Annotated in this window: 19 protein-coding genes; 2 read left to right on the top strand and 17 right to left on the bottom strand. The window is 36.1% G+C overall.

Going from position 1 to position 19,198, the window contains the following annotated elements; translation table 11 throughout:
* Window positions 1–140: 140 nt before the first annotated feature.
* The 6 genes from U860_RS0127925 to U860_RS0127900 all read right to left on the bottom strand — a co-directional run bounded on the left by U860_RS0127925 (window position 141) and on the right by U860_RS0127900 (window position 4,278).
* Window positions 141–1,313, bottom strand: a complete 1,173-nt coding sequence (locus U860_RS0127925) for a homogentisate 1,2-dioxygenase (protein ID WP_002175347.1) — start codon at window positions 1,311–1,313, stop codon at window positions 141–143.
* Window positions 1,279–2,235, bottom strand: a complete 957-nt coding sequence (locus U860_RS0127920; protein ID WP_025151090.1) for a fumarylacetoacetate hydrolase family protein — start codon at window positions 2,233–2,235, stop codon at window positions 1,279–1,281. Before U860_RS0127920 ends, U860_RS0127925 begins: the two co-directional genes overlap by 35 nt.
* A 67-nt stretch (window positions 2,236–2,302) precedes the next feature.
* The gene (gene hppD, locus U860_RS0127915) at window positions 2,303–3,421 is read right to left on the bottom strand and encodes a 4-hydroxyphenylpyruvate dioxygenase (RefSeq protein ID WP_025151089.1); all 1,119 of its coding nucleotides are present in this window, start codon (window positions 3,419–3,421) and stop codon (window positions 2,303–2,305) included.
* A gap of 429 nt (window positions 3,422–3,850) precedes the next feature.
* Window positions 3,851–3,970: a DUF3948 family protein gene (locus tag U860_RS0127910; protein ID WP_048376287.1), complete on the bottom strand. Its 120-nt coding sequence runs from the start codon at window positions 3,968–3,970 to the stop codon at window positions 3,851–3,853.
* Between the two features lie 34 nt (window positions 3,971–4,004).
* Window positions 4,005–4,124, bottom strand: a complete 120-nt coding sequence (locus U860_RS0127905; RefSeq protein ID WP_002074222.1) for a DUF3948 family protein — start codon at window positions 4,122–4,124, stop codon at window positions 4,005–4,007.
* Window positions 4,125–4,158: 34 nt separating this feature from the next.
* Window positions 4,159–4,278, bottom strand: coding sequence for a DUF3948 family protein (locus U860_RS0127900; protein ID WP_025151088.1), 120 nt, complete (start codon window positions 4,276–4,278; stop codon window positions 4,159–4,161).
* Window positions 4,279–4,673: 395 nt separating this feature from the next.
* On the opposite strand from U860_RS0127900, the gene U860_RS0127895 reads away from it, so the two are divergent.
* Window positions 4,674–5,546: a Cof-type HAD-IIB family hydrolase gene (locus U860_RS0127895; RefSeq protein ID WP_025151087.1), complete on the top strand. Its 873-nt coding sequence runs from the start codon at window positions 4,674–4,676 to the stop codon at window positions 5,544–5,546.
* 39 nt (window positions 5,547–5,585) lie between these two features.
* Here U860_RS0127895 and U860_RS0127890 read toward each other — a convergent pair whose 3' ends face one another.
* From U860_RS0127890 to U860_RS0127870, 5 genes are all read right to left on the bottom strand, one after another.
* A complete protein-coding gene (locus U860_RS0127890) occupies window positions 5,586–6,551 on the bottom strand; it encodes an ABC transporter ATP-binding protein (RefSeq protein ID WP_025151086.1) in 966 nt (321 codons plus the stop codon).
* Window positions 6,551–7,528: an ABC transporter ATP-binding protein gene (locus U860_RS0127885; RefSeq protein WP_025151085.1), complete on the bottom strand. Its 978-nt coding sequence runs from the start codon at window positions 7,526–7,528 to the stop codon at window positions 6,551–6,553. The genes U860_RS0127890 and U860_RS0127885 overlap by 1 nt, the downstream gene beginning before the upstream one ends.
* 10 nt (window positions 7,529–7,538) lie before the next feature.
* Window positions 7,539–8,462 (bottom strand): oligopeptide ABC transporter permease, encoded by a 924-nt coding sequence (opp4C, locus tag U860_RS0127880; protein ID WP_025151084.1) that lies wholly within the window; start codon window positions 8,460–8,462, stop codon window positions 7,539–7,541.
* Between the two features lie 12 nt (window positions 8,463–8,474).
* Window positions 8,475–9,431: an ABC transporter permease gene (locus U860_RS0127875; protein WP_025151083.1), complete on the bottom strand. Its 957-nt coding sequence runs from the start codon at window positions 9,429–9,431 to the stop codon at window positions 8,475–8,477.
* Between the two features lie 103 nt (window positions 9,432–9,534).
* Window positions 9,535–11,262 (bottom strand): ABC transporter substrate-binding protein, encoded by a 1,728-nt coding sequence (locus tag U860_RS0127870; RefSeq protein WP_025151082.1) that lies wholly within the window; start codon window positions 11,260–11,262, stop codon window positions 9,535–9,537.
* Window positions 11,263–11,612: 350 nt separating this feature from the next.
* On the opposite strand from U860_RS0127870, the gene U860_RS32135 reads away from it, so the two are divergent.
* Window positions 11,613–11,810 carry a hypothetical protein gene (locus U860_RS32135; RefSeq protein WP_033719971.1) on the top strand — a complete coding sequence of 66 codons (198 nt, stop codon included), beginning with the start codon at window positions 11,613–11,615 and terminating at the stop codon, window positions 11,808–11,810.
* Between the two features lie 15 nt (window positions 11,811–11,825).
* On the opposite strand, the gene U860_RS0127865 is transcribed toward U860_RS32135, so the two are convergent.
* The 6 genes from U860_RS0127865 to abc-f all read right to left on the bottom strand — a co-directional run bounded on the left by U860_RS0127865 (window position 11,826) and on the right by abc-f (window position 19,198).
* Window positions 11,826–12,971 (bottom strand): ABC transporter permease, encoded by a 1,146-nt coding sequence (locus U860_RS0127865; protein WP_025151081.1) that lies wholly within the window; start codon window positions 12,969–12,971, stop codon window positions 11,826–11,828.
* A gap of 11 nt (window positions 12,972–12,982) precedes the next feature.
* Complete coding sequence (locus U860_RS0127860; RefSeq protein ID WP_025151080.1) at window positions 12,983–14,179, bottom strand: ABC transporter permease; 1,197 nt, start codon at window positions 14,177–14,179, stop codon at window positions 12,983–12,985.
* Window positions 14,180–14,194: 15 nt separating this feature from the next.
* Window positions 14,195–15,127 carry an ABC transporter ATP-binding protein gene (locus U860_RS0127855; RefSeq protein ID WP_025151079.1) on the bottom strand — a complete coding sequence of 311 codons (933 nt, stop codon included), beginning with the start codon at window positions 15,125–15,127 and terminating at the stop codon, window positions 14,195–14,197.
* 139 nt (window positions 15,128–15,266) lie between these two features.
* Window positions 15,267–15,923 (bottom strand): response regulator transcription factor, encoded by a 657-nt coding sequence (locus U860_RS0127845; RefSeq protein WP_025151078.1) that lies wholly within the window; start codon window positions 15,921–15,923, stop codon window positions 15,267–15,269.
* Window positions 15,920–17,113, bottom strand: a complete 1,194-nt coding sequence (locus U860_RS0127840) for a sensor histidine kinase (protein ID WP_025151077.1) — start codon at window positions 17,111–17,113, stop codon at window positions 15,920–15,922. Before U860_RS0127840 ends, U860_RS0127845 begins: the two co-directional genes overlap by 4 nt.
* 153 nt (window positions 17,114–17,266) lie before the next feature.
* Entirely contained in the window at window positions 17,267–19,198 is a 1,932-nt protein-coding gene (abc-f, locus tag U860_RS0127835; protein WP_115610360.1) for a ribosomal protection-like ABC-F family protein, read from the bottom strand.

The following is a 19,198-nucleotide window of genomic DNA, read 5'->3' as shown; positions in this document are numbered from 1 at the left end:
CTATTACAAAGAAAAATTCGACAAATATAAAAAAACACGAGATCACATCTATATATCTTTTCATAATTTTTTTTGGTATTATTATACATGTCGATTCCAAAAAAGAGGCATGCTCCTTTATTGAGCATGCCTCTTTTTACTTATTTCACAGTATATGAACCTTCTTCAATCCAGCTATACATGTACTTTTCATCTTCCGTCTCATGTGCTTGTTTTACAATACGAAGCGGACGGAATGTATCTATCATAACAGCCAGTTCAAGTGTCTCTTTCTTCCCTATACTCGCTTCTGTTTTCCCTGGATGTGGCCCATGCGGAATCCCGCTTGGATGAAGCGTAATAGAACCTTCCTCTACACCTTTTCGGCTCATAAAGTTACCTTCTACATAATAAAGTACTTCATCACTATTCACATTACTATGATAATATGGTGCCGGAATTGATTCTGGATGATAATCATATAAACGTGGTACGAAAGAGCAAATAACAAAATTATGTCCTTCGAACGTTTGATGTACTGGCGGCGGTTGATGAATACGACCTGTAATTGGTTCAAAATCCTCTACATTAAAGACCCACGGATATAAATATCCATCCCATCCAACAACATCTAACGGGTGGTGCCCTAAAACATGCTTATGCATATATCCTCTAGACTTTGTCATTACGACAAACTCACCTTTTTCATCATATGTCTCCAATTTCTCCGGACCACGAATATCTCTTTCACAAAACGGACTATGTTCTAACAATTGCCCATATTCATTGCGGTAGCGATGTGGTGTTGTAATTTGGCTATTTGCCTCTACAACAAGAAACTTAGTCTCTCCTTCATCTGGAATGACACGATAAATTGTTCCAATTGGAATCGTTACATAATCACCTTTTCTATAGTGAATCGTTCCAAACATCGTCTCAATTTTCCCTGTTCCATAATGAACGAATAACATTTCATCGCCATCACCATTACGGTAGAAATAATCCATTTTTTCCGTTGGACTTACTACTCCAATTAACAAGTCTTCATTCCCAAGTATGAAATTTCTCCCACTTATTGCATCGCCAGTTTTTTTATTTTCTTTCGTGCGAAAATGACGATGAGCAAGAGCAACATCCTCTTCATACTGTAACTGACAAGAATGGGATAATGCTGCATGTCCTACTTCTGTTGGCATATAATGATGATACAAAATAGACTGCGTACCAGAAAAACCTTTTGTCCCCATTACCTGCTCACGATAAAGTGATCCATCTTTTTTACGAAATTGTACATGTCGTTTATGAGGTAGCTCCCCCATGTGACGATAATACATGCCCATCACCTGCTTCCATTTCTTTTTTTACCGTATTACGTAATGTACCTAAACCAGTAATCGTAAGTTCTACAACATCACCATCTTGCAGCCACTCTTCCGTACCAAGCTCTAAAATACAGCCTGTTCCTACTGTTCCAGACCCGATAACATCTCCTGGATATAACGTAACATCTTCCGAAGCACGTTCAATCATTTCAGCAAATGTATAGTAAATATCTTGGAAATTCCCCTTTGATAACAGCTGTCCATTTACATGAGCAGTCATCTCTAAATCATAACGATCACCGTTACGATAAACGTCTAATTCCTCTTTCGTAACGAGATACGCTCCTAATGAAGTTGCAAAGTCTTTCCCTTTCGCTGGACCGAGCCCCACTTTCATCTCTGTCGCTTGTAAGTCTCTTGCACTCCAGTCGTTCATAATACAATAACCAAAAATATATTCCTCCGCTTTCTCACGAGAAATATTGCGTCCTTCTTTTCCAATTACACAAGCAATCTCTAACTCGTAATCAAGCTTTTGAGACTTCTTTGGACCAGTAACAAAATCATCTGGTCCAATAACAGCACGGTGGTTAGTAAAATAAAAAACCGGGATATCATACCATTCAGGTATAACATCTAACCCTCTTCTCCCGCGGGCTGTTTTTACATGCTGTTCAAAGGCATAAAAATCTCGAATGCTACTCGGATTAGGAATCACCGCTGCCAGTTGTACTTCCTCTAAAGGATATATACCCTTTTCTGGATTTTTAATATTACGCACTACTTCTACATACTCATCCGCTTTCTCTAAAAAGGCGAACATAGAGGAAGGTAATTTCCCATCACTAGCAAGATTCATATCGATTACTTTGTCACCTTCAAGCCAGCCAGCTCGCATTTCTTTCGAAGGGAGACGAAATGTAACAAATTTCATCATGATTCCTCCCTATGAAAAATGAAATTTCCACCAACAAAGGAATTCTTGCTGGTGGATATAAATTTTATAAATTCCCGCGACGCTCTTGTTCTCTTTCAATTGATTCGAATAAAGCTTTAAAGTTCCCTTCACCAAATCCACGAGAACCTTTACGTTGGATAATTTCAATAAATAAAGTTGGACGATCTACAATTGGTTTCGTAAAGATTTGTAATAAATAACCTTCTTCATCACGGTCTACTAAAATCTTCAATTCTTTTAATTTATCAATTTCTTCATCAATTTTCCCAACACGTGCTGTTAACTCATCGTAATACGTATCTGGCGTATCTAAAAACTCCACGCCATTTGCACGAAGCACTTCAATTGTTTTTACAATGTCACTTGTTAATAAAGCAAGATGCTGTACACCCGCTCCGTTATAGAACTCTAGATATTCTTGAATTTGTGATTTTCTTTTTCCGTCTGCTGGTTCATTAATCGGAAACTTAATACGGCTTCCATTCGTCATAACTTTTGACATTAATGCCGAATACTCTGTGCTAATATCGTCATCATCAAAGTGAATCATTTGTTTAAATCCCATGACGTTCTCGTAATAGCTAACCCATTCTTCCATTTTTTCAACATTACCAACGACATGATCTACAGCAATTAAACCTGACTCTTCAAATGGAAGATTAAACTCTACCTTTTGAAATCCCGGCATAAATGTTCCTTTATAATTTTTACGCTCTACAAGCGTATGAATTGTATCACCATACGTACCAATAACTGCTTTTTTCAATGTACCTTCCTCATCTGTTAACTCTTCAGGAGGAGCAATTGCAACAGCACCACGTTTTACCGCTTCAGAGTACGCTTTATCAACATCATCAACAAGAAGGGCCACATCCTTTACTCCATCACCGTGGGTCTTTACAAACTCTGCAATGCGATTATCGCTACTTAAAGCTCCAGACACAACAAAACGCATATTTTTTTGCACAAGAACATAAGATACCTTTTCACGGTTTCCTGTTTCTAATCCCGAATAAGCTACAATTTTGAATCCAAATGCTCTCGCAAGATAATAGCTCGATTGCTTTGCATTTCCTACGTAAAATTCAATATGATCTACATCACGTACCGGAAAAAAATCCTCCATTTGTGCAGCTAGCGTATCCATAGATTTTTGTTTCATAAATTCCTCATCCCCCTGTAAATAGATTAAATGGTCCATACTTAAACCTAACCGAAAACGCTTCCAACATTAATTGATAGAAATTAGTTAGCAAGCTAACGAATTCTGACTTTTAAAATTTTCTATCTTTTCTGTCAAATTCCTCTTTTTTTCTTACATATAAAATTCGACTTTTTTCTCTTTAAAATAAAATGAAACTTTAGTCAGTCAGGGTTTTGTTCATCCCCCACTGATTATTAGCCCACACCAATCGGGCTTTTACAGGCAGTTAATGCGGGATAAGGGGATAATATCAATACTTGAGAGGATATATGGGAGGAAAATAAAAAAGACCCCAACATATTAACTATTTACTAATATGCTAGAGTCTTTATTTTTTTAGAATAATGGTACGTAAGGTGTATAAAAACTTATTGTTATCAATATTCATCATACTAATACATTTGTAAGGAATACAATAAACGCTGTCAATACGGCTGCTCCACTTGCTGATCCTAAAACATCCCTTTTTGTTACCTGTAATACTTGTTCCTTGTTCATATTCCTCATTCTCCCTTCTCTTGTTTTTGTTACAAAACTTTTATTATACTAATACGCTTGATAGAAATACGATTAATGCTGTTAATACTACCGCTCCGCTTGCTGATCCTAAGAAGTCACCTTTTGTTACGTTTAATACTTGCTCGTTGTTCATAATTTTCATTCTCCCTTCTCTTATTTTTATTACAAAACTTCTATTATACTAATACGCTTGATAGAAATACGATTAATGCTGTTAATACTACTGCTCCGCTTGCTGATCCTAAGAAGTCACCTTTTGTTACATTTAATACTTGCTCGTTGTTCATATTATTCATTCTCCTTTTTTATAAGTTATCTATATGTAATTTCTAAGAAATGATTAGTTCATAGTTTTTATGTTAACGTTACATTAAAATTAATTACGTAACGTTTGTAACATTAATGTAACATAACTATTATTACGTTGCAATATAATTACGTAATTTTTATTACATTTTTTTTACGTTTTTTATCAACACATCCTAAAAACCTTTATTTATAGCGTTTTCCAACACTTACATGTTTGTAATATTAATGTAACATTACAGTTACAAATAGAAATATAGCATTACATCTACTTAGTTTTGTTACAAAATCATTCTTAACTATATAAATAGGAAAATTTACTCAGGCCGTGTATATATGTTTCCTTTTCATAACTATGTATAATGAAAACAAAGAGGTGGTCATTTTGAAATTAATCGCACTAGATATGGATGGTACACTATTATCATCTAATCTTGAAATCTCCAAAGAGAACTTACAAGCTATCCAAACTGCAAAAGAAGCCGGTCATATTGTAATGATTTGTTCTGGTCGTGCAAAAGAGGATGCTTTAAAACTATTGGAAGAATATCAACTCTCTCTTCCAGTTGGGGCAAGCAATGGGGCAATTGTTTATGTGGATGGAAAGGTAATTAACTCGCGTTGTTTACAAAACGATAAAGTGTACAAGCTTGCAAAGTTACTAGAATCTGAAGGATTTCCATATAAGTTGTACACAAATAAAGGGGTTTATTCTCCTTATACATGGCAAGACCAAGTGATGCAAGCGTTCGAAGAAAACAAGCATACACTAGATGTTACACTTGAGGATCTTGAAAGAATTACAGAAAAACAAAAGAAATCAAACCTAATTACCGACTTCCAAAAAATAGAAGATGTCGTAAATAATCCAGAATTAGAAATATCTAAATTCTTCATTTTAACATTTAATGCTGCCCATCGTTCGCAGCTATTGCAAACTTTACAAGAAGATACGGACATTTCAGTTACAGCATCAGCCCCTACTAATGTAGAAATTATGGATAAGCATGGTCATAAAGGAAACGGGCTACAAGAAATGGCGGCTTATTTCAATATACCAATTGAAGATACTGTTGCAATCGGTGATAACTTTAATGATGTGCCAATGTTACAAGTAGCTGGCTTATCAGTTGCAATGGGTAATGCTGAAGAGGACGTAAAAAAATTATGTGACGTTGTTACATTAACGAATAATGAAAACGGTGTTGCTCACGCAATTGAGCAATTTGTATTGAAACAAACTTCATCAAATAAATAAAAAAAGGACTCTTTCACATTTTGAAAGAGTCCTTTTCTTTTACACATGATGACAAGCAACAAAATGATTTCCACCAACATTACGAAATTCCGGTACAGTTTTTTTACAAACCTCTGTTGCAAATGGGCAGCGTGTATGAAAACGGCAACCTGAAGGTGGATTCGCTGGACTTGGAATATCCCCCTCTAAAATAATTCGCTCTCGTTTCACCGTTGGATCTGGTATTGGTACAGCTGATAACAATGCTTTTGTATACGGATGAAGTGGATTTGCAAATAATTCATCACGAGGCGCTGTTTCCACAATCGTTCCTAAATACATAATCCCAATTTTCGTACATAAATGCTCCACAACACTTAAATCATGTGAAATGAATAAATAGGATAATCCCTTTTTCTCCTGTAATTCACTAAACAAATTAATAATTTGTGCTTGAATAGATACATCTAATGCCGCAACAGGTTCATCAGCTACAATAAATTCTGGATCTAATACCATTGCCCTTGCAATAACGATACGTTGACGTTGTCCTCCAGAAAATTCGTGCGGATATCGGTCAATATGATACGGAGCTAAACCACATAACTCCAGTACCTCTATCACCTTTTCACGGACATTTTCTTTCATTGCTAGTCCGTGGGCCAACATCGGTTCCCCAAGTGCTTCTCCAATTCTCATTCTTGGATTTAATGAACTAAATGGGTCTTGGAAGACAAGTTGCATATTAGGACGATGCTTTCTTAGTTCCTCTTTTGATAAACTATGAACATCTTGACCTTTAAATTTCACTTCACCTTCTGTTTTTTGGACGAGACGGAGAATTGTTTTCCCTATCGTCGTTTTCCCACTTCCAGATTCCCCTACGAGGCCAAACACTTCTCCTTTATCGATTGTAAAGCTTACTCCATCTACCGCTTTCACATGCCCAATCGTTCTACTAAATACGCCGCCTTTAATCGGAAAATATGTCTTTAAATTTTTCACTTCTAATAATGGTTCACTCATTATTCCGCACGCTCCTCATATAGCCAGCAAGCCACTTTATGATTCTCATCATGTACATTCAGATTTGGTACTTCGTTTTTGCATATTTCCATGCAATGCTCACAACGACCGCTAAAGTAACAAAACTCATCTAAGCCAACTAAATTCGGAACTTGCCCTGGAATAGAATAAAGTTTATCTGTTCGTTTCCCCATTACTGGTTTTGATTTTAGCAACCCTTTCGTATATGGATGTTTAGGATTTTGAAATAGCTCTACTACTGGCGCTTCTTCAATGACTTTACCACCATACATAACAACAACGTAATCGGCCATTTCCGCTACAACACCTAGATCATGTGTAATTAATAAGATAGACGTTTTAAATTCCTCTTTTACTTGTCTTAATAAGTCTAATATTTGTGCTTGAATCGTAACATCAAGAGCTGTTGTCGGTTCATCTGCAATTAATAACTTTGGATTACAACTAAGCGCAACAGCAATCATAATACGTTGTAACATTCCACCGCTCAGTTCGTGAGGATAAGAATGTACAATTTCATCAGCACGAGCTATACCGACTTTACGAATTAATTCAATTGCTTTTTTGTATGCTTCGTTTTTGCTAAGTAGTTCATGCTCCCTTAACGTCTCAACAATTTGCTCTCCAACAGTGAAGACTGGATTAAGCGATGTCATCGGTTCTTGGAAAATCATCGCGATATCATTTCCTCTTAAACTACGAAGTTCTTTCTCTTTCATTCCTAAAAGGCTCTTTCCTTCATAAAGAATATCGCCACCAACGATGCCACCAGATTCAGCAATAAGTCCCATAATAGATAAGGCCGTTACACTTTTCCCGCAACCTGATTCGCCTACTACACAAACTGTTTCACCTTCTCGAACTGAAAAGCTAACATGATTGACAGCCTTTACTGTACCTTCTTCCGTCTGAAAGTGTGTTTGTAAATCCTTTAGCTCTACTACTGCTTTACTCATGCTTCCTCACCTACCGCTTCATCTTTGGATCTAATGCATCACGAAGTGCATCGCCAAGTAAATTAATTGATACGACTGTTATAAAGATTGCAAAACCGGGTGGAATCCATAACCACGGACGTTTTTGGAAATCGATTAATGAGTTTGCTGCACTAATCATATTTCCCCACGATGGTGTAGGTGGAACGACACCCAGACCTAGGTAGCTTAGTGCAGACTCCCCTAAAATAGAACCCGCAACACCTAATGTTGATACAACAATTAATATTGGCAAAACATTTGGGATTAAATGATATACGATTTTCCGGTAATCTTTTATCCCGAGCACGTCAGCAGCTTGCATAAACGATTGTTCTCGAAGCGATAAAATTTGACCTCGCACGAGACGGGCAAGTCCCGGCCAACCTACTAAACTTAAAATAATCATAATGACATAAAGACGATAATCAGATGGTACTTTCCATTCTGATAAAATAGCCCCCATTATAATAAGTAACGGTAATCCTGGCATCGACATTAAAATATCGGCAAGACGCATTATAATATTGTCGACGATACCACGGTAAAAACCTGCAATAGCTCCTAATAAAGCACCTAGTATAACTGATAAAACCATTGAAGCTAAGCCAATTGTTAACGAAATCCGCCCCGCTTGCATAAGCCTCGTTAAAATATCCCTTCCTAATTGATCTGTACCAAGCCAATGAGAAAAACTAGGTGGTTTGTTAATTAGCGTAACTTGTATTTTTCCTGATGCATACGGTGAAAAGAATGGACCGATAAAACAAAATAAAAACATAAAAATTAATGCATAAAACCCTATAAGTGCCATTTTATTTTTCTTTATCCTTTTAAAAGCTTGTCTCCACGGCGATGATTCATTCCGTCTTTTCTTTTTTGCTTTTTTCTCTGTAATTGCTGTAACAGTTTCCATCTCTTTCCCCCCTTACTTCAACCGAATACGTGGATCAACAACGGCATATACAACATCCGCTAAAAAGTTTGAAACAATTGTCAAACAAGAAAGAAACATCGTAAATGCCATTAATACTGTATAATCACGGAAATTAAGTGCTTCCAATTGAATATTACCGATACCTGGCCAGTTGAAAATTTGTTCAATAATAATTGCCCCTGAAAACAATCCTGGTAACTCAAATGCAAGCAATGTAATAGCCGGTAAAATTGCATTTTTTAATGCATGTTTATAAATAACGGTCTTCTCCTTTAAACCTTTTGCTCTAGCCGTTCGAATGTAATCTTGTCTCACAACCTCTAACATACTCGTTCTAAAATAACGAGTTAATGAACCCACTCCAAGAAGAGTTAAAATAAACACTGGTAAAACCATATGCTTTGCAACTTCTATTACGTAAGTAATCCCAGTTGAGTTACTCCCAACATCAATCATTCCGCCTATCGGTAATAAATTAAAGTCAACCGCGAACACTTTAATTAAAAACAAACCGATAAAGAATGAAGGGAATGACATCGCTGCAAAGACACCAATTGTTACAAGCTTATCGAATAAGGAATGTTGCTTTGTCGCGGAAAATACACCGATAATAAGTGCAATTAGCCAAATAAAGAACAATGCAATAACCGCTACAATAAAAGAATTCCAAATAAATTTATTTAATAATGACGTTACAGGTTCTTGATATTGAAGCGAAAAACCAAAATCCCCATGCAATGCATTACCTAACCAATGAAAATAACGCTCAACGATTGGCTTATTTAATCCATATAATTCCCTAAGTTCAGCTGCCCTTTCTGGTGTAATCTTTGGATTTGAATCAATATAATCCCCTGGAAGAAGCGCGAACAAAAAAAAGATAATAATTGACGTACCCAACAGTGTAGGAATCATTTGTAACAACCTACGAACGATATATGTTTTCACCCTTTTTCTCTCCAATCTTATGCCTAAAATAGAAGAACATTTTTTCAAAGCGGTACATTACTAACCGAATGAAAAAATGTCTTCTACTTATACATTCTTATCGTTATTTTTCAATAGATAATACTGGTAAGTTTGCACTAATACTATTGTATTTTTCAGGGTCAATTCCTTTTATATTCCCGTTGTATCCAGTAATTGTTCTACGATAGTTTAATAGAATTACTGGTGGATCATCACTTAACTCTTTATATAATTCTTTATAAATCGGTTTACGTTTTTCAATATCAACTGTCTCAATACCTTTTTTAATTAGCTCATCTACTTTCGCATTTTTATAACCAAGACTCTTCTCATTGACACCAGATAAATATTCACCAGCTGTTTCACTTGGATCACTTGTAATCGGTGTCGAAACAGAAGCCAAATCATAATCACCTTTGTTTACCTTCGAAAGCATAGTATTAAAGTCCATAAATTCAGGATTAAACTCTACACCTATCTCTTTATAATTCTCTTTCGCAATTGGAATTAATAAATCACTATCTTTAGCCGAACTTGGACCGAAATAAGAAAGCTTTAATTTTTGACCATCTTTTTCACGCACTCCATCCGAACCAACTTTCCATCCTGCTTCATCTAATAATTTTTTCGCTTTTTCTTTGTCGTATTCATATTTATTAACCCCTTCTTCCGTATAGGCCCAAGAAGTTGGATGAATTGGTACATTAGCTACCGTACCGTATCCTTTTAATGCTGTATCAACATACTTTTTACGATCTAATCCGTAAATAAGTGCTTGGCGAACCTTTTTATCCTTTAAATACGGCTTATTATTATTCATATAAATATAACTAAATGATGCCGCCGTTTCGATTTGAATGTTCGCGAATTGTAAACCTTTCGCCTGCTCAAGAATTTCATCACCAGTACCTAGGCCAGTGTAGTCAACTTCGCCTGTTTGGAACAATTGTAGTTTCGTATCACCAGCAGTAATTTTATAAATGAAGTTTGGAATTTTCGGTTTACCTGCATAATAATTTTCATTTGCTACAAATCGAACTTCTTGGCCTGGAATATACTTTTCGAATTTATATGGGCCCGCAGCTATCGGTTTTCCATATAACTCTTTTAAATAGTCTAAACTTGTATTTTGTTTATAGTCTTTTCCATAATAAGCTTTTGATAACACTGGACCACCTAAAGCAGTTAGTGTTTGAGAGTTAACTTTTTCAGTCGTAATTTTAATTGTCTGTGGATCTATAACTTGAAGGCCTTCAATAGAAGTTCCTTTTCCTTCTTTATATTCTTTACCACCTTTAACCGCATATTGAGAAATGTCTATTTCACCTTCATATGCCTTATCATGTAAAAGCGTCAATGTGAACGCTACATCATCTGCTGTTAATGGCGAACCATCACTAAATTTTAAATCTTTACGTAAATGGAATGTATATGTTAACTGATCAGAGGAAACATCCCACTTCTCAGCTAATTCTGGAATTGGTTTTCCTTGTTTATCTGTTGATACAAGAGATGCAAAAATAACAGACGTTACGTTTCCATCCCAACCATTTTGCTGGAAGTATGGTAAAAAGACACCACCTGGTTTATTAATTCCAACAACTAACGTGTCTTTTCGATTTTTTGCTTTATCAGGTACTTTCGTCTTATCTGTAGCAGCAATCTTTTCGATTTTTATATTCTTTAAATCTTGCTGTTTAACTGGTTCTGTAGAAGCCGTATCTTCCTGTCCCCCACAAGCAGATAACACAAACGAACTACTCAGTAATACTGAAAATACACCAGCCCATTTTTTTGTCTTTGTCTTCATTGTCCCCACCCTAACTTTTTTTTAATAATTACACCTTATGAACTGCTTGCCTTATGTATGCCTCCCACAGCAACATTTTATAGCCAATCGGAAAAGTCGGTTTTAAACGCAAAAAATAGATGTTTTTGAGGGGTAACAATCTTATTCCGACCTTTCCGGTAGACTTTATGGTTATTAGCTTATATCGTTCACTATATTTTGTCAATTCTTTCTATATAAATATTTTTAAGAATTTTTTAAAAATTATTGATCAATCTTTAATTTAGGTAAACTTAGCAAAAAATTTATTCTATTATCTAATAGCCCAGCATAGAATAATAACAATTAACTACCAAAAAGGGGGCGAAAATATAGACAACCTATTCCAATATGTCCTGCACTATGTGTTATTAACAATCATGATAGTCGGGGCATTATTACTATTCCCATTCTTCCCAAAGTTCGTCCTCTTTTTAGCTTTTTTCGTTATGTTAGGGATCGCAATTATTATCTCTATGAAAGAAGACGATACACAAAAAGAAAGCAGAGTTCAGCGCTTAAAGCTGTAACTCTGCTTTCTTTTTTCAGTCGTAACGTATTCTTGTTAAACCAATTATGAAAAATACTCCTGCAAATAAACTGAGTATACCAATATATCCTCCTATATCTGCTAATGTGCCTCCCCTTACAATTAGCTCCGTAAAGCCACGCATTGCCCACGTTTGCGGAATAAAATTTGCCGCCGCTTGCATCCATACCGGTTCAATTTCGATTGGCCAATAAAGACCACTAATCATACATGTTGAAATTACAACGATATTACCTAGTGCGGACTGCTGTTCTGTTGTTTTTACGATACTTGCCAATAATAAAGCTAGACCAATGACCGCTAATAATAATACTGAAACAAGTGTAATAACCCCTAATAAATTTCCCCACTGCACATCAAATAATGAATGCGTTAATATCATTAAAACACCAAATTGAATCCACCCTATTAAAAAGAAGGAAAGGATATATCCTGCTAGTATTTGAACTTTTGAAACTGACGCTCCTAATAAACGAGACCAAACACCAAGTTGTCTAGCTTTCAAAATAGTTCCCGTCGCACTTAACATGACAATCATGACGAATAGAATTGAAAAACCTGCAGCTCGCCCTGTAACGTTATTTAACTTTTGATCATCATGTAAAATCGATTCTTTTTGAATCGAAACAGGATCTACTTTTGTATAAATTGTTTCATACATCGTTTCCCACGAAGTGTTACTTTTCTTCTCAAAACCTCTTGCTGCACTAACTTCTATCTCCATCTTTTTTAATGCACTTGCTAATACTTGCTCTACAGAAGTTCCACCAGTAAAATCAGCACTAGCTTGAAATTGAATATTTTCTACCTTTCTATCTAGCATACTCTTTTGAAAATCCTTCGGGATGATGATTATACCAGATGATTTCTTGTTTTCGATCCTCTGTTTCCCTTCCTCATACGTTACCTTCTCTATAGAAATTAAATCACTTTTCTTTATTTCCTCGTAATACTTGCTAGATAATACAGAACCATCTTTATCTACTAAACTAATATTTACTTTCGCATTCCCACTTCCACCTAAAAGCCCGCCGAAAATGAGTGTGAAAATAATAGGCATTCCAAACATGAGTATATAACTTTGTGGCCTAATTAAAATTTGTTTTAATTCTAGCCAACAAAGTGCCCAAACCTTCTTCATCATTTCCCCTCCTATCTCGTACGTAAACGTAACGTTCCAATCATAACGGAGATAATTCCTGCACTACATAAACTTAAAATAACAGGAAGTAGCACATCCCAAGATGTTCCCGACATAATATTTAAGAAGCTCGTAAGCGCCCATTTATTCGGAGCAATATTCGCAACTGTTTGAAGTGTATCGGGAAATACGTAAATCGGTAACATTGATCCCCCTAATATAGCCAGTATTTGAATACCCATTCCCCCCATTAAATCTGCCGTTTTTTCCTCACGAATAAAGGCCGCAATTAACATAGATAAACCAGAAACACAAATTGCATAAGAAATTCCCAACACTACTATTTGAGACACGTCTTCGCCCCATTCCACATGAAACATAAAGTGTGTAGCAACTATAAATATTCCAAATTGAATACAGGCAAATAGTAATGTACCTAAAAACTTCCCGAATAAAATTGAAAATGAGCTCGTCGGTGTACTAAACAAACGCGCCAACGTTTCAGTTCGTTGTTCTGTTACAACTGACTTTGCACCTACTGTTATGTTATATAGTAAAAACATGACTAACATTGCTGCGGCATAATATTGCATCGCTGCAACTATTTTTTTACCTATCGTTCCTCTTTCGATGTTATCCGCACTTGTAGTTGCTATCGTCTGTAGACTTCCACTTACCTCTTTTGCAACTTGTGCTACATCACCCTGCTGAGATTTTGCTAATTCTGTTACAACACTTTTAGTAGATACTGCGACTGTTTGAACACGTTCTGAAAAAGAGCGGATCATTGACTCGGCAATTTTTGCTTGTATATCTTTTGATGGGTCTATAAGCACCTTTGGTTCTTTTAATTTTCCATCTTGTACTTGTTCGCTCCATTTATTTGGGATGACAATTCCTACATCGATTTTCTTTTCCTTTAACATATCTTCAAGCTCTTCCTGGGAGTTAACTACCTTTACTTTCACATCATCTTTTATTTCTTTAGATTGCAATACATCTTTTTGAAGGACATCTGCAAACTCATCCGTTCCCTCTTGATAAGAGCCAATTACTGTTTTCGGTAGTCCACCACTATCAAATACATTACTTAACGCTGAACCTAAAATCGCTGTTAATAAAAGCGGCATAAGTATCATCATCATAAATCCGCGGCGATCAATTAAACGGATTTTTAAATCTTTCCATGCAATAATGAAACTTTTCATCTCGCACTAACCTCCTTAATCACGCAGTGAACGTCCTGTTAATTGTAAAAAGAGTGCCTCTAAATTCGGTTCTTGTACTTCCAGTTTTAAAATTTGAGCGTTGTTCTCAACAACTACTGAAACAACTGTGCCAATTGCCTCGCCACCATTTAGTCCAATATCAATCGTGCTATTATCTTCGTCAAAAATAATACGCTCAACAACAGGTAGTGCTTTCAACTTTTGTAACAGTTCCGTACTATAGCGATTTAATTGCAATTTCACTATAAACCCATCTGTCAGACGATTACATAACTCTCTTTTCGTTCCTAGTGCAATTACCTTTCCGTGATCAACGATGGCAATTCGCTCACATAAATACTCAACTTCTTCCATGTAATGACTTGTATAAATGACCGTCATACCTTTTTCATTTAATTTTTTAACAGTCTCTAAAATATGATTTCTCGATTGTGGATCAATCCCGACTGTCGGTTCATCCATAATTAATAACTCTGGTTCGTGCATAAGTGCTGCACCAATATTAATGCGCCTTTTCATTCCACCTGAAAATGTTTCAATTTTATCTTTTCCCCGATCCTGTAAACCGACGTAAGCTAACACTTCCTCTGCTCGCTCTTTTGCAACTTTTCCATTTAAACCGTACATCTTTCCCCAAAAGATCAAATTTTCCTTTGCTGAAAGTGTCGGATACAGCGCAATGTCTTGCGGGACAATACCGATTTTCTTTTTCGCTTCTAATGGATACTCTTTTACAGATTTCCCACCAACTTTTATATCACCACTATCGTATGGAATTAACCCGCAAATCATTGATATCGTCGTTGATTTCCCCGCTCCATTTGGACCAAGTAATCCAAATGTTTCACCCTTTTTTACTTCAAAAGAAACACTCTTTACAACTTCCTTCTTGCCAAATGATTTCGTAATATGATCTATGACTAACATATTGATTCAGCCCCTTTGCATTCATCTACACTTTCATTGTAGAAAAATTTCTTCTTTTCTCCATCACCCTTGAGATAGAAATACAAAATAAAAAAAGCAGCAAATTCCGCTGCTTTTTCACACTTATATATGCCAAAAGTCATGTGTATGTCGTCACGCCGTATCTTACTGCGTATATTGCTGCTTGTGTTCGATCCCTCAGTTCTAACTTACTAATTAAATTAGAAACGTGATTTTTTACAGTTCCCTCTGTAATGAATAACTTTTCAGCAATCTCTTTATTATTTAAGCCAAGCCCAATTTCCCTTAAAACATCTACTTCACGCTCAGTTAATTGTTCTAGTTGTTCTGGCGGGGGGCACTCTACTGCTACTTTTGTCTTTTTTAATTCCTTTACAATTTGCGATGTTATATCTTGAGGAAGCACAGCACCTCCACCGTGTACCGTTAAAATAGCTTGAACAATTGCATCCGTCTCCATGTCCTTCAATAAATATCCGCTCGCTCCTTGCTCTAATGCTTCAAAAATAAGCTCACTATCACTAAAAGTCGTTAACATGAGAACCTTTATATGAGGAAACTCTTCTCTAACTAAACGAGTTCCCTCAACACCATTCATACGAGGCATCCGAATATCCATCAAAATAATTTCAGGCTGTAATTGTTTCACCTTTTGTACGACTTCATCCCCATCACTAGCCGTCCCCACCACTTCCAGTTCCGGACGTAAATTTAATATCATTGCCAATCCATCACGAATCAGTGATTGATCATCAACAATCATAATTCGAATCATAACGCTCCCCCTATTATCCATGTTTTTTCTCGCAGTGGGAATTCGATTTTTAGGCGAAAACCTTTTTCTATTTCACTCTCAAATTGAATGATTCCACCATGCTCCTCTACACGTTCTTTCATATTAAGCAACCCAAACCCAGGGCTTACTTCATTGACTCCCATACCATTATCCGAAATACATAACTTAACTTGTTCCACTGAACAAACTAAACTTACTTCACATAAACTAGCTTTCCCGTGACGTTTTGCATTCGTTAAAGACTCTTGCATAATACGAAGCAACGTAGGCTGTAGTGACAACGGAATCACAACCGGATCCCCTTGTAATTGAAAAGATACTTGTACTTTCGTCGCTTTAGAATATCCATGTAACATTTCACGCATATTCTCTATTATGTTCCCTAGTTTACTTTCCTCTTTTAAGGCATGCACAGAAGCTCTCACTTCTTGAAGTGATTTTCTAGCTAATCCATGACATGTATGTAAAACCTCTTCCGTAGCGTCCGATTTTTGTTTCCATAAAGCCTCTGCTAGTTGTAACTGAACAAGTAAGGCAGTCATATTGTGACCAACTGTATCATGAATTTCTCGGGCAATATCATTCCTCTCCCGAACGGCGGTCAATTCTTCCACCTCTTTAGCATATAGCCGTAATTGTTCATGTGCTTCTTTTAAAGCTGTATGAGATAATGCTAATTTCCCATATTGCTCATCTACCATTTGCCGAGCAGCTGTAAGTTTTTTTATTAAGTTTCCAGCTAAAGCACTGAAAACGATGAACATAAAGTTAATTGCATTACTCTCCAATTCCAGACTCCCTGTATGTTGGTACGTATGCATTATATTTATAAACCAACAAAGAAAGAAAAAAGCGATAAAAAAATAAGTCGTACTTTTACGCCAATCATGAATAAATAATCCTATCGCATCAATTCCAAATATAATTAAATACAAACATGTCTCGGGAAATAAAAATCCTAATAACGCTGTGACAATACCGTTTGCGAGCAAGGTATAAAAAACGAGTTTCCTACCCCCTTTTTCTTTTACAAGTAAAATATGATTCACAATATAAGTGAAAAGTGCAATGCCGACAAAAATTTGTAAATTTGCTGTTTCACGTGAAACATGATTTGCATAAACTAAACAAATCATGACGATTGTAGCAATCCGCGCGTATCCTAACATAAAATTCCCCTCACGTTTCCGTAGCATAAAGCTCATTTTCTTATCATGTTAACAAGAAAATTATACCAATTTTCATCCCTTCGTTATACAAAAAAGAGCAAGCCCTCCCTCAAAATATGAGAAAACAACTTGCTCTTTTTCATTCTAATTTCCTTACTCCACAATATTCTCTAACTCATTATATAAATCTGCTCGTAACAACTCTTTGTTCGTTTTTTCTTCATACAATTGTTCAAGCATTTCAACATCAACTACATTTTCCATTCTACATTCAAGTGCATATATATCTTCTTCTATATGCATTAACTCGTTTTCAACTTTCTCTAAATTTCTAGACTCCTGCTTTTTTATAGGTATCACTTCTAACGCTTTACTCCCTTGCTGCTTCTGTTTCACTACTTGTTTCTCAATTCTTTCTTCCCACTTTTGACGAGCCCATGCATAATTCCCTGCAAACTCAAATAATTTGTGCTCATCAATCCAATATGTTTTTTCAAATAATTTATTTAAGAAATAACGATCATGTGAAACAGCTAAAATCGTCCCATTATATTGTTCAAGTGCTTCCTCTAAAACTTCCCTTGATTCAATATCAAGATGGTTTGTCGGCTCATCTAAAATTAAAAAATTGATGTCTTGATACATAAGTTGCGCGAGCCTTAACCTCATTTTTTCTCCACCACTAAGTTGCGTGACTTTCTTAAAAACAGCTGGACCATAAAATAAAAACCGAGCTAATATATGCCTTGCCTCTCCCTCTGTTACAGCTACACATTCTCTGAAAGCCTCCAGTACATTGTTCTTCATATTCCCATACGCATGCTGCGATAAATAACCGATTTTCACACTACTACCAATCCGAATTTCTCCAGCATCTTGCTGTATTTCTTCTAGTAGTAATTTTAATAACGTAGTCTTTCCTGTACCATTACGTCCAACGATAGCTGCGCGCTCCTGAAAACGAATATGCAAATTTGCTTTCTCGAATAAAACTCTGTCAGCAAATCCTTTACTAACTTCTTTCATTACAACGACATCTTTTCCGCTTCTCTCTTGCCCTTCAAACTGAAGTCCCATCTGTTTTCGTTCTAAAATCGGTCTCTTTAACTTCTCCATACGTTCTAACGCACGTTCCATATTTCTCGCTCTCTTATGCAATCCTTCATTCGGAGGATTCGCTTGATTTGCCCATTCACGTAGACGCTTAATTGCTTCTTTCATTTTCTTTATTTTCTTTTGCTGTTCTTGATAAGCTTGAAATTCCTGAAGCAACCTTTCTTCTTTTTCCTCAATAAACTGTGAATAGTTCGTATGATATACGTGAATTTCTCCATCTTCTAAATCTAAAATTTTCGTTACAACTTCATCAAGAAAATACCGATCATGCGAAATGACCATAACCGTCCCAACATATTCTTTTAAAAACTGCTCTAACCATTCAACTGCAAATAAATCTAGATGATTTGTTGGTTCATCTAATAAAAGTAAATCTGGTTTCTGCAATAGCATATACGCAAGACTTACCTTTGTCTGTTCACCACCACTTAATTCCGTAAATAATCGAGAGCATAGTTCCGTCACTTGTAGGCCGTTTGCTACCTTCATAATATTTGCTTCTATTTCGTAACCACCGAGAAATGCGAATCTTTCTTGAATTACTCCGTATCTCTCCATTAATTTTTCTAAAGCAAATGGTTCCAGCCCTTCCGCCATATTCTTTTCTAAAGCATGCATTTCCCTTTCTAATTCCTTTTCTGCTTTAAAAGCAGAACTTAATACATCATATACGGTTATTCCATCATCAAACTTTGGAATTTGTGCCACATGACCAATACGTGTTCCTTTCTTCATATGGATAGCTCCTACATCCACATTCTCCATCCCTGTTAGAAGCTGAAAGATCGTCGTCTTCCCACTTCCGTTACGACCAACTAAACCAACACGTTCACCATTTTTTATTTCAAGCGATATATTTTCAAATATGATGTTTCCACCAAAGGATTTCGTTATATTGTTCACGCTACAAATTGTCATTTTCCGTACTCCTTTCAATATAAAAAACCATGGGAAAGAAACGTTCCCCAT

Origin of the sequence: Bacillus sp. H1a (assembly GCF_000633475.1) — a bacterium.
GTDB classification, from domain to species: Bacteria; Bacillota; Bacilli; order Bacillales; family Bacillaceae_G; genus Bacillus_A; species Bacillus_A paramycoides.
This window is presented reverse-complemented; position numbering and strand designations above follow the sequence as displayed.

Coding starts and splice junctions, on each gene's coding strand:
- U860_RS0127925 (WP_002175347.1), bottom strand. CDS start 1,313: ATGTATTATCGTCACATGGGGGAGCTACCTCATAAACGACATGTACAA.
- U860_RS0127920 (WP_025151090.1), bottom strand. CDS start 2,235: ATGAAATTTGTTACATTTCGTCTCCCTTCGAAAGAAATGCGAGCTGGC.
- hppD (WP_025151089.1), bottom strand. CDS start 3,421: ATGAAACAAAAATCTATGGATACGCTAGCTGCACAAATGGAGGATTTT.
- U860_RS0127910 (WP_048376287.1), bottom strand. CDS start 3,970: ATGAGGAATATGAACAAGGAACAAGTATTACAGGTAACAAAAAGGGAT.
- U860_RS0127905 (WP_002074222.1), bottom strand. CDS start 4,124: ATGAAAATTATGAACAACGAGCAAGTATTAAACGTAACAAAAGGTGAC.
- U860_RS0127900 (WP_025151088.1), bottom strand. CDS start 4,278: ATGAATAATATGAACAACGAGCAAGTATTAAATGTAACAAAAGGTGAC.
- U860_RS0127890 (WP_025151086.1), bottom strand. CDS start 6,551: ATGAGTGAACCATTATTAGAAGTGAAAAATTTAAAGACATATTTTCCG.
- U860_RS0127885 (WP_025151085.1), bottom strand. CDS start 7,528: ATGAGTAAAGCAGTAGTAGAGCTAAAGGATTTACAAACACACTTTCAG.
- opp4C (WP_025151084.1), bottom strand. CDS start 8,462: ATGGAAACTGTTACAGCAATTACAGAGAAAAAAGCAAAAAAGAAAAGA.
- U860_RS0127870 (WP_025151082.1), bottom strand. CDS start 11,262: ATGAAGACAAAGACAAAAAAATGGGCTGGTGTATTTTCAGTATTACTG.
- U860_RS0127865 (WP_025151081.1), bottom strand. CDS start 12,971: ATGAAGAAGGTTTGGGCACTTTGTTGGCTAGAATTAAAACAAATTTTA.
- U860_RS0127860 (WP_025151080.1), bottom strand. CDS start 14,179: ATGAAAAGTTTCATTATTGCATGGAAAGATTTAAAAATCCGTTTAATT.
- U860_RS0127855 (WP_025151079.1), bottom strand. CDS start 15,127: ATGTTAGTCATAGATCATATTACGAAATCATTTGGCAAGAAGGAAGTT.
- U860_RS0127845 (WP_025151078.1), bottom strand. CDS start 15,923: ATGATTCGAATTATGATTGTTGATGATCAATCACTGATTCGTGATGGA.
- U860_RS0127840 (WP_025151077.1), bottom strand. CDS start 17,113: ATGTTAGGATACGCGCGGATTGCTACAATCGTCATGATTTGTTTAGTT.
- abc-f (WP_115610360.1), bottom strand. CDS start 19,198: ATGGGGAACGTTTCTTTCCCATGGTTTTTTATATTGAAAGGAGTACGG.